12 protein-coding genes and 1 pseudogene are annotated in these 13,487 nt (G+C 66.9%); 12 read left to right on the top strand and 1 reads right to left on the bottom strand.

Annotation, left to right across the window (positions count from 1 at the left end):
- Positions 1 to 166: 166 nt before the first annotated feature.
- The 12 genes and pseudogenes from ACW18A_RS06450 to ACW18A_RS06395 all read left to right on the top strand — a co-directional run bounded on the left by ACW18A_RS06450 (position 167) and on the right by ACW18A_RS06395 (position 11,734).
- Positions 167 to 2,854: an Rne/Rng family ribonuclease gene (locus ACW18A_RS06450; RefSeq protein ID WP_492023965.1), complete on the top strand. Its 2,688-nt coding sequence runs from the start codon at positions 167 to 169 to the stop codon at positions 2,852 to 2,854.
- Positions 2,855 to 2,910: 56 nt separating this feature from the next.
- The gene (locus ACW18A_RS06445; RefSeq protein WP_492023964.1) at positions 2,911 to 4,335 is read left to right on the top strand and encodes a M48 family metalloprotease; all 1,425 of its coding nucleotides are present in this window, start codon (positions 2,911 to 2,913) and stop codon (positions 4,333 to 4,335) included.
- A 20-nt stretch (positions 4,336 to 4,355) separates the two neighbouring features.
- Positions 4,356 to 5,171, top strand: a complete 816-nt coding sequence (locus ACW18A_RS06440) for a DsbA family protein (protein WP_492023963.1) — start codon at positions 4,356 to 4,358, stop codon at positions 5,169 to 5,171.
- A gap of 198 nt (positions 5,172 to 5,369) precedes the next feature.
- Positions 5,370 to 5,522, top strand: a pseudogene (locus tag ACW18A_RS06435) (ribosomal protein L7/L12); the annotation flags it as partial.
- A gap of 193 nt (positions 5,523 to 5,715) precedes the next feature.
- The gene (locus ACW18A_RS06430) at positions 5,716 to 6,534 is read left to right on the top strand and encodes an alpha/beta fold hydrolase (RefSeq protein ID WP_492023962.1); all 819 of its coding nucleotides are present in this window, start codon (positions 5,716 to 5,718) and stop codon (positions 6,532 to 6,534) included.
- Between the two features lie 8 nt (positions 6,535 to 6,542).
- Complete coding sequence (locus tag ACW18A_RS06425) at positions 6,543 to 8,420, top strand: ATP-binding protein (RefSeq protein WP_492023961.1); 1,878 nt, start codon at positions 6,543 to 6,545, stop codon at positions 8,418 to 8,420.
- Positions 8,421 to 8,503: 83 nt separating this feature from the next.
- Entirely contained in the window at positions 8,504 to 8,869 is a 366-nt protein-coding gene (locus ACW18A_RS06420; RefSeq protein WP_492023960.1) for a response regulator transcription factor, read from the top strand.
- A gap of 24 nt (positions 8,870 to 8,893) precedes the next feature.
- Positions 8,894 to 9,265: a response regulator gene (locus ACW18A_RS06415; RefSeq protein ID WP_492023959.1), complete on the top strand. Its 372-nt coding sequence runs from the start codon at positions 8,894 to 8,896 to the stop codon at positions 9,263 to 9,265.
- Positions 9,266 to 9,316: 51 nt separating this feature from the next.
- Positions 9,317 to 9,715 carry a response regulator gene (locus ACW18A_RS06410; RefSeq protein WP_492023958.1) on the top strand — a complete coding sequence of 133 codons (399 nt, stop codon included), beginning with the start codon at positions 9,317 to 9,319 and terminating at the stop codon, positions 9,713 to 9,715.
- An 84-nt stretch (positions 9,716 to 9,799) separates the two neighbouring features.
- Positions 9,800 to 10,246 carry a response regulator transcription factor gene (locus tag ACW18A_RS06405; RefSeq protein WP_492023957.1) on the top strand — a complete coding sequence of 149 codons (447 nt, stop codon included), beginning with the start codon at positions 9,800 to 9,802 and terminating at the stop codon, positions 10,244 to 10,246.
- 340 nt (positions 10,247 to 10,586) lie between these two features.
- A complete protein-coding gene (locus tag ACW18A_RS06400; RefSeq protein ID WP_492023956.1) occupies positions 10,587 to 11,165 on the top strand; it encodes a hypothetical protein in 579 nt (192 codons plus the stop codon).
- A 155-nt stretch (positions 11,166 to 11,320) separates the two neighbouring features.
- Positions 11,321 to 11,734, top strand: a complete 414-nt coding sequence (locus tag ACW18A_RS06395) for a hypothetical protein (RefSeq protein WP_492023955.1) — start codon at positions 11,321 to 11,323, stop codon at positions 11,732 to 11,734.
- A 4-nt stretch (positions 11,735 to 11,738) separates the two neighbouring features.
- On the opposite strand, the gene ACW18A_RS06390 is transcribed toward ACW18A_RS06395, so the two are convergent.
- Positions 11,739 to 13,448 (bottom strand): tetratricopeptide repeat protein, encoded by a 1,710-nt coding sequence (locus ACW18A_RS06390; RefSeq protein ID WP_492023954.1) that lies wholly within the window; start codon positions 13,446 to 13,448, stop codon positions 11,739 to 11,741.
- Positions 13,449 to 13,487 lie beyond the last annotated feature (39 nt).

The raw sequence follows: 13,487 nt of genomic DNA, 5'->3' as shown, positions 1-13,487 counted from the left end.
TCCGCCTGCCTCTCCCTTGAAACGACAGCCCCCTTCGGGCCGGTCGCAGTCGTCTTCGGCCATCGCCGCGACGACGGGATGACGCATGCGTCCGCCTTTTACCCCGTTCGGCGAGCCGCCGTTGCCTCCCCCGGCAACGGCCGAGCGCGCCAGAGAGATACTTTCAATGTCAAAGACGATGCTTATCGATGCAGCGCACGCGGAAGAAACCCGCGTCGCTATCGTGGACGGCCGCCAGGTTGAGGAATTCGACTTCGAGTCGAAAACCAAACGCCAGCTTCGCGGCAACATCTACCTCGCCAAGGTCACCCGCGTAGAGCCCAGCCTTCAGGCCGCCTTCGTCGAGTACGGCGGCAACCGCCACGGCTTCCTCGCCTTCAACGAAATCCACCCCGACTACTACCAGATCCCGGCCGCCGACCGCGACGCGATCATGGCCGAGGCCCATTCGGCCGAGGACGATCACGACGACGAGCACGCCCGTGACTCCGACGACGGCGATTCCGAAGGCGGCATGGCCGAAGAGGAACGGCTGAAGCGTCGCCTGATGCGTCGCTACAAGATCCAGGACGTCATCAAGCGCCGCCAGATCCTGCTGATCCAGGTCGTCAAGGACGAGCGCGGCGGCAAGGGCGCGGCCCTGACCACCTGGCTGTCTCTGGCCGGCCGCTACTGCGTTCTGATGCCCAACACGGGCAAGGGCGGTGGCATCTCCCGCAAGATCACCCAGGCCAGCGATCGCAAGCGTCTGAAGGCTGCTGCAGCCGCCCTGGACGTGCCGCGCGGCATGGGGCTGATCATCCGCACGGCCGGTGCCAAGCGCACCAAGGCCGAGATCAAGCGGGACTACGAATATCTGCTGCGTCTCTGGGAGACGATCCGCGAGACCACGCTCGCCTCCCACGCCCCGTCGCTGATCTACGAAGAAGAGAACCTCGTCCGCCGCGCCGTGCGCGACATGTTCGACAAGGATTTCGACGGTATCCAGGTCGAGGGCGTCGAGGGCTTCAAGGAGGCGCGCGACTTCATGCGTGTGCTGATGCCCTCGCAGGCGAAGAAGGTGCACCTGTACCAGGGCTCCAGGCCCCTGTTCGCGGCCAACGGCATCGAGGAGCTGCTGACTCAGATCCACCAGCCGGTCGTGCCTTTGAAGTCCGGCGGCTATCTGGTCATCAACCAGACCGAGGCCCTGGTCGCGATCGACGTCAACTCGGGTCGCGCCACCAAGGAACGCAACGTCGAGGCCACCGCCTTCAAGACCAACTGCGAGGCCGCCGTCGAGGCCGCCCGCCAGTTGCGCCTGCGCGACCTCGCCGGCCTGGTGGTGATCGACTTCATCGACATGGACGAGTCCAAGAACAACCGGACCGTCGAACGCATCCTCAAGGATGAGCTGAGCCACGACCGCGCCCGCATCCAGATGGGCCGTATCTCCGGCTTCGGCCTGATGGAGATCAGCCGCCAGCGTCGCCGTCTGGGCGTGCTGGAAGGCGCCACCGAGGTCTGCCCCCACTGCCAGGGTGCCGGTCGCATCCGGTCGGCCGAATCCGCCGCCCTGATGGTGCTGCGCGCGGTCGATATCGAAGCCGGCAAGAGCGGCGCGGGTTCGATCAACCTGAAGGTTTCCTCGGCCGTCGCCCTCTACATCCTGAACCACAAGCGCGACTATCTGCAGCGCCTGCTGGAGCGTCGCGGTCTGGCCGTCATCATCCAGATCGACGACCGCATGGGTCAGGGCGAAAGCGCCATCGAGCGCACCGAGACCAACGAAGACTTCGTCGCGCCCGAGGCCGCCGTGACCCTGGCCGACCTCCACGACGACTTCGACGACAACGCCTGGCAGGACGAAGACGACAACGACGACGAAGACAACCTCATCGCCGATGACGACGACGAAGACGCCCTGGATCGTGAGGAGTCCGACGACGACGAGCCGCAAGAGCGCGCCGAACGTTCGGACGGTGATCGGGGTCGCGGTCGGGGCCGTCGCCGTCGCGGCGGTCGCCGCGACGAGGAGGCCGCTCCGGTGGCTGCCGACGCCGAAACCGAAGGTCTGGCCGCCGACGACGATGACAGCGAAGCCGGTCGCCGCCGCCGTCGTGGACGTCGCGGCGGACGTCGCATCCGCGAGGACGGCGACACGGCCGGAGCCGGCGCGGGCACGGGGTCCTTCTTCTGGGTCCGGGGCCGCACGCCTTCGCTGGACGACCCCTATGTCTGGTTCGATCCGATCAACCCTGCCCCGCGCGCCGAGCGTCCGGCCGCACCGGTACGCGACGCGGCGGAAGCCGCCCACGATGGGGAAGAGCGGATCGGCGAACGTCCCGAGGGCGAACTGGACGGAGATCGCGAAGGCGGTCGCTCGCGTCGTCGCCGTCGCGGCCGGGGCCGCGGCGAACGCGCCACTCCGCAAGACCTGAGGGTCGAGGGTCGGGCCACCAACGAAGGCATGCCCGCCGACGGCGATCCCGATGCGCCGATGGCCGTGATCCTGCCGGAAGCCGCACCCGATGCACCGGCCCCGGTTCCGGCCGCCGAGCCCCAGCGTCGTCGGGTTCGTCGCAAGTCGGCCGCCTCGGCGGTGGAGACCGAGGTCGTCGCCCCCGACACAGTCGAGGCTGTGTCCCCGCCGCTGGAGCCCAAGATCGCTGTCGTAGACGCGGAAGCCGAACCGGAACCGGTCGTCGTCGAGCCTGAGGTCGAACCTGAACCCGTCCCGCCGGAGACCCTGGTCGCCGCCGAAGATGTCGCGCCGCCGGCTCCCGAGGCCGATCTCAGCGCGATCATCGCCAACGACCCGGCCCAGATCACCGCCCCGCCCGCCAAGCCGAAACGCGGATGGTGGCGTCTGTGACGATCAGCGCCTAGGTTAGGGCGATGTGGCGGGGGCGCCAGTCGAAGGAGTTCGCCATGATCCGGCCGACCCGCGTTGCGTCCTCCCTCCTCGGGTGGGTCGCCGCGTCCGCCGCCGTCCTCGTGATGGCGGCGGCCGGCCCCGCCTCCGCCCAGTCGACGATCCGTGACACCGAGGTCGAGGGCATCATCCGCGGATGGTCGGACCCGGTGTTCGACGCCATGGGGCTGGAGCCGTCCGAGGTCGAGGTCCTGTTGATCAATGATCCCGAGCTGAACGCCTTCGCCACGCGCGGGCGGATCATCGGCATCAACACCGGCCTGATCCTGCGCACGCGCGACCCCAACGAGCTCCTTGGCGTCCTCGCCCACGAAGCCGGTCACGTCAAGAACCGCCACACCCTGCGCGACGGCGCCCAGGCCGCGGGCACCCAGCCCTTCCTCATGTCCATGGCGCTCGGTGCCCTGGCCATCGCCGCGGGCCAGCCGGGGGCCGGCATGGCGCTGATCGGGTCCGGCCAGTATTTCGGCACGCTCGGGGCCCTGCGCTATATGCAGAGCCAGGAGGGCGAGGCCGACATCACCGCCGCGCGCGGACTGGAAGCCGCCGGCGAGTCCGGGCGCGGCCTGGTCGAGTTCTTCGAGAATTTCCGCAGTCAGGAAGTCTTCTCCGACGCCCGCCGCTACCCCTATTTCCGAAGCCACCCCCTCTCCGGCCAACGGATCGAGGCCCTTCGTCGACCGGTCGAGGCGGCAGCCAGCTACGGCCGTCGGGACAGCCCGGAGCGGCTGGCCGAGCACGCCCTGATCCTGGCCAAGGTGCACGCCTTTATGGACCCGCCGACCCAGACCCTGCGCACCTATCTGGAGAGTGATGGGTCCTTCCCCGCCCGCTATGCCCGGGCCATCGCCTGGTATCGAGACGGCCAGACCCAGCGCGCCCTGGACGCCACCGACGCCCTGATCGCCGAGGACATCGACAATCCCTATCTGTGGGAGCTCAAGGGCCAGATCCTGTTCGAGGAAGGCCGCCCGCGCGAGGCCATCGACGCCCACCGCGAGTCGGTCCGGCTCAGGCCCGACGCCCCCCTGCTGCGCATCAACCTGGCCCACGCCCTGATCGAGACCAACGACAGCGCCAACCTCGAGGAGGCCGTCGACCAGCTGAAACGCTCCGTGGCCCGGGAGGAGGACAACACCCTCGCCTGGCGTCTGCTGGGTCAGGCCTATGCCTCCCAGGGCAAGGAGGGCGAGGCGCGTCTGGCCTCGGCCGAATACTATTTCGCCGCCGGGGGCGATGAACAGGCGACCCAGTTCGCCCTGCGCGCCCGCGACATGCTCCCGCGCGGCTCCAACGAATGGCGGCGCGCCATGGACATCGTCCTGGCGTCCGGTGCCACGATGGACGACATCGACGACCTGGACCGGCGTCAGGAACGCCGCCGCGAGCAACAGACCGTCATCGCCCCGCCGGGCGCCTGATCCCCTTCTCCGAGACCTGAATGACCGACGAAGCCCCTGCCCCGCCTTCGGACGAAAAACCGACCCAAGTCAGGCCAGGGGGGCGCAATCCCCTGGCCTGGTTCGCCGGCGGCCGGGGGGGAGCCATGGCCGTGGCGGTCTCCATCGTCGCCCTGGGCCTGTCCGCCGCCCCCTACGTCAGCGGTGGCGACTTCGGCGGCAAGGTCCGCGCCTACCTGCTCGCCAACCCCCAGGTCATGACCGAGGTCCAGGCCGCGTTCGAATCGCAGGCGGAGACTGCCCGCGTCGACACCATCAACGCCGCCGTCGCCGCCAACCCCGCCCTGATGGCACCGGACCCGCGCGACCCCGCCTTCGGCCCCGCCGATGCGAAGGTCACGGTCGTCGAGTTCTTCGATTACCGCTGCCCGGGCTGCAAGGCGGTGTCGGAGGACTATCTGGCCCTGATCCGCGCCAATCCCGATGTCCGCTTCGTCTTCAAGGAGTGGCCCATCCTCGACCGGGGCGACGACACCAGCTCCAACTACGCCGCCCGCGCCGCCCTCGCCGCACACCGCCAGGGCCGATACCTCGCCGTCCACCAGGCCCTGATGGCCGAGAACGGCCTGACCCGCGAAGGCGTCGACCGCATCCTCGCCGCCAACGGCGTCGACATGGGACAGGCCGCCGCCGTCATCACCGACACCGGCACGGACCGCCTTCTGGCCGACATCCACACCACCGGCGCCACCCTCGGCCTCGTCGGCACCCCGACCTTCCTCATCAACGGCAAGACCACGGCGACCATCAACCCGCAGGAAGTCGCCGCGGCGATCGAGGCGGCGAAGGCGGGGTAGGGCAGCTGCCGTTCGGAGCGGGAGGCAAGGTCCGCTTCCGACCCGTAAGAGACCTTCGGAAGGTCCGCTGTCAGCCGGTGCGGTTCGTCTTTGGAGCGATGTTGAGGAGTGGACACTCCGTACCGGCACTGCGAGCCAGACTCCTTCATTCCCGCCCTCCCCGCTTTGCGCCTAACCGCCATTCCGCGAAACAGCACCGTCTGCGGCGTCCGTCCGGACCTTGGCCTGAAGGAAGCCAGGGACCTGGTCGAAGGCGCTCAGCAGAACGTCGTCGAAAACGTCTCCAAGGCCCAGGCCGAAGTAGTCGCCAGAAAGCTGACCGAAGCCGGCGCGTCCGTCCAGATCAGGTAAGTCACGCCGCGCTTCGGCGCGCGTGAGGCTGCCTGGCACCGGCTCGGCAGCGGGCGATGAAACGGCGCCGGGGGGAAACCTCCGGGGCCATTTCCCGTCGCCTGCCAGGCTGCGCTGGCGAGGTCTTGACCGGATGTTAAAGCCTGCCATGTCTGATCCGTGTGCGTCCCTTCCGTCAGTTTCGTCCAGGAGAGTGGCTTTGACCCTTGTGGAGAAGCACGCGGTCCAGATTTCAGGCCAGGGCGTGCGGCCGATGTTGTTTTCGCACGGTTTCGGCTGCGACCAGAACATGTGGCGTTTGGTTGCGCCGGCCTTCGCGGCTGATTTCAGGACCGTCGTATTTGACCATGTAGGAGCCGGGCGTTCGGACCTGTCGGCCTATGATCGCGACAAATACGCCTCGCTCGACGGCTATGCCGACGATGTCGTGGCCCTGTGCGACGCCCTGGACCTGAAGGATGTGGTGTTTGTCGGCCATTCGGTCAGCGCCATGATCGGCGTGCTGGCCGCCGCGCGCCGGCCGGGCCTGTTCAGCCACCTGATCATGATCTGTCCGTCACCCTGCTATATCGACGACGCGGACTATATCGGCGGCTTCGCCCGCACCGACATCGACGAGCTCCTGGAATTCCTCGACGCCAACCATCTGGGCTGGTCCACGACCATGGCCCCGGTGATCATGGGCAATCCCGACCGGCCGGAACTGGCGGAGGAGTTGTCGAACAGCTTCTGCACCACCGATCCCGACATCGCCCGGCAGTTCGCTCGCGTCACCTTCCTGTCGGATTCCCGTGAGGACCTCGCCGCGGTGGCGACGCCGACCCTGATCATCGATTGCCTTGAAGACAGCATCGCCCCGCCCGTGGTGGGGCGGTATGTCCAGGCGGCCATTGCCGGCAGCGTCCTGACCACGCTGGACACCACCGGTCATTGTCCGCACCTGAGCGCCCCCGAGGCGACGATCGCGGCAATGCGAGCCTATCTGGACGATCACGGGCTGCGCGCCGGCTAGGAATACGCGTGCCGCTTCCCCCTCCCACCGCCCCTGGCTCGACTCTCGAGCCGCTGTTCGACCTGGCGCCCTGCGGCCTGGCCGTGCTGGGGCCGGGCTATGTCCTGACGGCCTGCAATCGCTATTTCAGCGGACTGGTGGGGCGATCACCCGGGTCGATGATCGGCGTGACGGGCTTTCCCGGCCTGCTGACCGTGGCTGGGCGGATCTACTTCGAGACCCATGTCGCGCCGCTTCTGAGGATGCAGGGGCGGGTGGATGAGGTGGCCTTCGATCTGGTCACGGCCAGCGGCGCCCGGGCACCGGTTCTCCTCAACGCCGTGCTGATCGGCGGGCCGGAGGGAGACCAGGGCGTCATTCGGCTTGCCGTGTTCCCGGCATCGGATCGCCGGAAGTACGAGGCCGAGATTCTCAGGGCACGGCGCGAGGCCGAGGCAGCGCGCGAGGCGGCGGAGGCCGCCGGCAAGGCCAAGGCCGACTTCCTCTCCAATATGAGCCACGAAATCCGCACCCCCCTCAATGGGGTGCTGGGATTTGCAGAGGTGCTGTCCAACACAGCGTTGGACCACGGTCAGCGGCGCTATCTCGATCGCATCCGCTCGGCAGGAAAGGGGCTGTCGGCTCTGGTTGACGACATCCTCGATTTCTCCAAGATCGAATCCGGCAAGATGACGATGGAGCGACAGCCTTTCGATCTGAAAGAGCTCGCGACCGATGTGGTCGACCTGACGCAGGTGAGTGTGGCCGGGCGACTGGATCTGCAGCTCGCGTTCGACGACGGCGTCAGCCCCTGGGTGATGGGTGACGAGCAACGCACAAGACAGGTGCTTTTGAACCTGCTCGGCAACGCGGCAAAGTTCACACATGAGGGTTCGGTCACACTGACGGTCGGGATTTCGGCCGGACAGCTCGATCTGAGGGTCGCAGACACAGGGATCGGCATTTCCCCTGAAGCTCTCTCCCGTCTCTTTCAGAGCTTCACCCAGGCCGACACAGCGGTCGGTCGCAGATATGGGGGGACGGGTCTGGGACTCAATATCAGCCGATCTCTGGCCCGGCTGATGCAAGGCGACGTGACCCTGGAGAGCCGACCCGACGTCGGGACGACGGCGATTTTTACCCTGCCGTATGCGCCGGCCGAAGCTCAGTCGCCGCCGGCTTCGGCATCGACAAACGCATCATCGACCCGGCCTTTGAGGATTCTCGCGGCGGACGACGTCGTGACGAATCTGGAACTTCTGGACATCCTGCTTTCGCAGGCGGGCCACGCCGTCGTCTGCGCCACGTCGGGAGACCAGGCGATCGGATTGCTCGGTCGGGACGCCGGCTTCGATCTCGTCCTCATGGATGTGCAGATGCCGGGCATGGACGGTCTGGCCGCGACCCGTCTGATCCGCGCGATGGCCAACGGGGCGCAGCGCATACCCGTCGTTGCCCTTACCGCGAACGTCCTTGCGGACCAGATTGAAGCCTGTCGCGCTGCTGGGATGGACGATCATCTCGGCAAGCCGATCAAGGAGGAGGACCTGCTGAGCCTGCTCTCTCGCGTGGCAGGGTTTAATGATCGCTCTGCCCCACCGGCCTCTGAAGACGCGGTGACGCACGACCCACTGCAAGAGCTGAAAGCAAGGTACAGGACGCAAATGGATACGTTCGAGAGCGAGTTCGCTCGCCTCGGCACCTTGCCCCTGGACAGTCGTGCCGATGCCATTGCGGCCTACAGCCACTCCATCGCCGGAACAGCCGGCAGCTTTGGCTTCATGGCGGTTTCCAACGCGGCGTTCGATCTCGAAGCGGCGGCCATACGGTGCCGCGATCTGGGTGCCGGACCCGAAACGCTCGAGCCGCTTATCCAGGAGTTAGCAAGCCGGGTGGCGCTCTCTTGAAAATTTCTATAGTGAACAATGTTCGCCCCCCCCGGGGGGGGGGGGGGGGGGGGCGTATTCCTAGCACCGCAGTGGGTTAGTCCGTGCCGAAATGCATTGTCGTCGAGGACGACCCTTTCTGGTCATCCGAAATCAGTGCGGCTCTCCTGTCGGCGGATGTTGAAGTGTTCCATGCCTCGGACGGTCGTCAGGCGCTCGACATGGCCCGCCGGCATCCCGACGCCAGCATGGTGCTGGATATCATCCTGCCCGAAGTCGACGGCGTCGAGGTGTTGCAGCAACTGGGTGCCATCGCGCCGAACATGTCTGTTCTTGCGGTCACCGGCGGAGGACGCCTCGGCCCCGCATTCTATTTGAAACTCGCCGAGACATTCGGCGCCAAGGTCCAGCTTGCCAAGCCGTTCACTCAAGACCAACTTGTTAAGAACTGGATGGCTCTTGCAGCCTGATTCCTGGGTTTGGATTACATTCAAGTGAGCACCCGCCAGTCGATCCTGGTCGTCGATGACGATCCATTTATGCGAGATTTGGCACGCATCCACCTTGAGCGCGCAGGCTATGTTGTGGCCGTGGCCAGCGGGGGTGCCGAATGTGTCGTCAAGACACGTTCCTTGGCGCCGGCGGCAATCGTCATGGATTTTTCCATGCCGGACCTGTCCGGCACCGAGACCCTCAAACAAATCCGTGCAGATCCAGACATCTCCACGACGCCGGTCCTGATATTGACGGCATGGTCATCTGAAGACGGTCGTCTCGAAGCCGAATATCTCGGTGCGACGTGGCTGCAAAAGCCTCTCTCTGGCGAAGCGCTGATCAATGCGGTGGGCCGCATGATTACATCTTAGGCGCGCGAGATGGTGTCGGGTCAGAAGCCGCGTGGCCCTCACCAGGTTCTGGTGGTCGACGACGACCCCTTTATCCAGCAACTCGCCCAGGCGATCCTTTCGTCGAGGGGGCAAAAGACAACAGTCGCGGGCACCGGAGCCGGAGCGTTGGCGCGTATGGCCGACGCGCCCCCTGACCTGGTGCTTCTTGATCTCGGGCTGCCGGACATCCCGGGGCTGGAGGTCTTGCGTCATCTTCGGGCCGCCCGCTCATGGGACCATGTCCGAATTCTGATGCTCACGGCCTCCCATGACATCGAGGACATCGTCCGGGCGAAACAGGCCGGAGCGTCGGGCTATGTCTGCAAGCCGATTCAGTTCGACGCCCTGGCGGACATGGTCTGCGATCTGTTGGAGCAGGACACACTGCTCTGGCTCGACGACTACACGCGAGCCCACAAGGGATCCTGATCCTTGCAACCCGATCTTCATCTGTGGGCACCAGATTGCTCGCCGAGAGGGGGCCGCATCGGTCCCGGTGAACGGTGATTTCACTTGCCCCAGCCCCGAATTCTGGTCGCCGAGGACGACCGTTATCTGGCGGCTCTGGTTCGGCAGACCCTCGAAGGCCATGGCATGAGAGTGACGATTGCCCAAGACGGCGAAGACGCACTTCACCGTGCGGACATCGACTTCCCGGACCTCGTAATCCTCGATGTAGCGATGCCGGTCCTCGATGGTTTCGACGTGTTGCGCACCTTGAAGGCCGATCGATTTCATAGAGACACGCCGGTCCTCATGTTGACCGCATCAGGCGGCGAACGGCACGTCCGACGCGCGATATCGAACGGCGCCGCCGACTTCATCGCCAAGCCCTTCCGACCTGACCAGTTGGTCAAACGGGTCAAACGCCTCCTGTCGAGCGCGCCTGCAGAGTGCGCGATCGGCCAAAGACGAGCGGTCGATGGACCGAACTCTGTAGGCGATCCAATTTTCGTTTGATGCGTCTGGATTCCCGATTGGAAAAAGACAACTCTTCCCGGATGCCTGCATTATGCAGTGGGGCTCGCCTCTGAAGCCTCTGGCGAAATCCTGAAAGTCGCGTTTCGGTCGGGAACGGCGAGTCCGCATCTGGCGCTGATGCGCCCCATCTCACGTCCCGGGCGCATGTCCGCCCTCCACCCGTTGCCGACGTTGGAAGGGTCTGCTTTCCGGCCGTGAATGTATCCGATAGCCCCGATGTGATCAACACATCCTCCCCGAACCCCTTTGAATTCAACGCCCGGCTCTGACGAGAGCCTTTATCCGCGCCTTCCTATGAAACGGGCGGACAATGCCGGGCATGACCGAGATCAAACACCGACCGCCCCGTCTTACCGCCGAAGCCTGGGCCCATGCCCGCGAGGACTTCATCGCCGGCGTCAGCTGCGCCGTCATCGCCGAACGCTACGGCACGACCGACCGCAGTGTCCGTCGTCGCGCCGCTATCGAGGGCTGGCGGCGGCCCGACTTCCTGCCGTCCCGCCTCGCCCCGCCGCCGCCGTGGATGGCCGGGCCGCGCACCAAGGACGAGGAGATGGAGATCGACCCGGCGCTGGAGGAGGTCGACGAGGCCGAATCCGTGTCCCGCTTCGCCCTCCTGTTCAATCCGAATGCCCGGTCCCTGCGGCGCTTCGCCTTCCGTCAGGCGGCCGAGAACGCCGCCGTCGACCGGCCGCAACAGGCGGTCTCGTGGATGCGGCTGGTCCAGCTGGTGAACAACGCCGCCTGCCGTCTGGAAAGCGATTCCTCGGCCTTCCGCGACATCGACTACGTCCGCGCCGCCTATCTGCGCCGTCTCAACGAGGCCGTCGCCGAGGGGCACGACGAAAATCTCGCCGAGGAGGCTGAAGGCGAGGCCGAAGACGTTCCGGAGAGCTGACCCGGGGCGTTTCGTCCGTTTCGTCCGTTTCGTCAGGGTGTTTTTCGTCCGGACCGACGGACGGAACCGGACAGAGGCCAACCTCTCCAAAGATTAACGTGGCAGGGCGTCTGGAACGTGCGTCCCTGCCCCTTCGGCAAGCGTGGGAGCCCGGGATGCTGAAACTGACGATGATCGCGGCGGCCGTCCTTGCGATCGCCCAACCCGTCCTCGCCCAGTCAGGCCCCCTGACCAACCGCGACGTGATCGGCAGCTGGACCCTGGTCATCACCCCTGCCGAGCGAGAGGGGATGGAGATCAACGTCGAGATGGACGACGACGACCTGCCCCTGACCGTCGCGGGCCAGCCGACGGGCCGTCTGACCTGTACCCTGCGGAGCGAACCGGCGGATTGTCACATCCGCAACGCCGAATTCGTCGCGGTCATGCCGACGCGCTCGGGGGGCGCCCGTCTGATCTTCACAATCGCGAGCCGGACGCGCACCGGCCTCGGCGGCGCGGCGCGCGTCAGCATGCGCTTCCTGCCCATCGGCGGCCACATCGGCTCCGTGGCCATGACCCGTCGCTAGAGGGTCAGGCCAGCTTCAGGCTCATCTCCCCGCCGATCCACTCGACCCGCGCCTTGTCCCGGGCGGCCGCGGCGGCGGCGGTGTTCCCCAGGGCGGTCTCGGCCTCGGCCAGGACGAAATAGCTGTAGGGGTCCATCGGCCAGTCGGTCAGAAGTTCCTCGATCTTCGCCTTCGCTCCGGCCGCGTCGCCGTTGGCCAGCAGGGCGGCGGCGAGGCTGCGTCGGGTCGGGAACCAGATGATCGGCGGGTCGCCGCCCTCCTCCTCCATGCCCTGGATCTCGGCGGCCCGGGTGAAGGCGGCCACGGCGGCGGAGGCGTTGCCCTCCAGCATGGCCGCACGCCCTTCCAGCACCCGTTGGGAGACCTCGACGAACAGTTTCATGTCGTCGGCCTGGTCGCCCGTGAGGGAGTCGCCCTCGCGGATCGCCTTGATGGCCCCGGCCTCGGCCCGAACGGTCGCCGCGTTCCCGGCCCGGGCCGCCGCCTCGCCCCGCCCGTAGTGCCAGCTTGCGCGCAGCAGGGGCTTGCTTTCAGGCGGCTCGGCCAGGGCCGCGACCTGGGCCGGCGAGCCGAACCGGCCGTAGATCGCATAGGCGTCGTTGGCCATCAGCTGACGCCACTGGTTCTCCGCCGGGATGTCGGGATAGGTGGCCAGGAAGCCCTCGGCCAGCTTCAGCCCCTCCTCCGCCCCGCCGGCCATCAGGGCCCCGCCCATGCCGAAATGGATGTTGTGGGCGTGCAGCGGCATCCCCGTGATCCCGCCCGGAGGTGCGGCCAGCTCGTCGTAGCGCTTGTCGAGCGCCACTGCCTCGACATTGGACCTCATCGCATCCCGATAGCGGCCGACCCGATAGAAGGTGTGCGACGGCATATGCACCAGATGGCTGGCCGACGGTGCCAGCCGGGCCAGCCTCTCGCCATAGGGAATGGCCTTGTGCGGGTCGTCGGACCACTCGGTCAGGTGGATGTACAGGTGAATGGTGCCGGGATCGTCGGGTGCCTTCGCCAGCGACGCCTCAAGGATATCCATGGCCCGGACGATGCCGCGGTCCTTGGGCAGGCCCTCCTCGTCGAACCATTCGTCGGCCTGCAGCATCCAGGCGTCGGCGGCGATTGCGGCGATCAGGGGGCTGTCGGGATTACGGCGAACGATCCGGTCCATGGCCCGGGCGAAGCGAACGCCCTGGCTGGCCCTGGCCCCGGAATAGCGCTGGATCAGGGCGTCGATCATCTGACGCTGGACCGCAGTGGCCCCTCCCGCCTCGCGCCGGGCCAGCTGGGCCAGCCTCAATCCGGCCCGCAGGGAGGCGTCATCCGTGCCGCCGCCGTTGATGTTGGGCCCGGTCGCCCAGGCCTCGCCCCAGGCGCACAGGCCGCAGTCGGGGTCGATCGCCCGCGCCCGGCGGAAGGCCCGGACCGATTCCTTGTGCTCGAACGCCCAGCGCAGCCGCACCCCGTGGTCGAACCAGGCCTGGGCCTCCGGGTTGGTCGTGTCGACCGTCCAACTCGCGACCTCGCCGAAGCCGGGCACCAGGACCATGGAGTCTTCCGGCGCGGCGTCCAGCACCGACCCGACCCGGCCGCATCCCCGCGGGTTCTGCAACAGGGAGGCGCTCGCCTCCGCATCCGCAGCCGCCGAGGTCGCATCCGCCACGGCGGCCGGCCCCGCCAGACAGAGGGCGACGGCGGTGAAGGTCAGCAGTTTCAGTCGCATCGTCTTCCCCTCGAACCGAGGCGACGATCCTGCACCAGT

Source organism: Brevundimonas sp. AVps5 (assembly GCF_058681515.1).
Note: the sequence above shows the minus strand (reverse complement) of the source record. Positions and strands in the feature narration are given on the sequence as shown.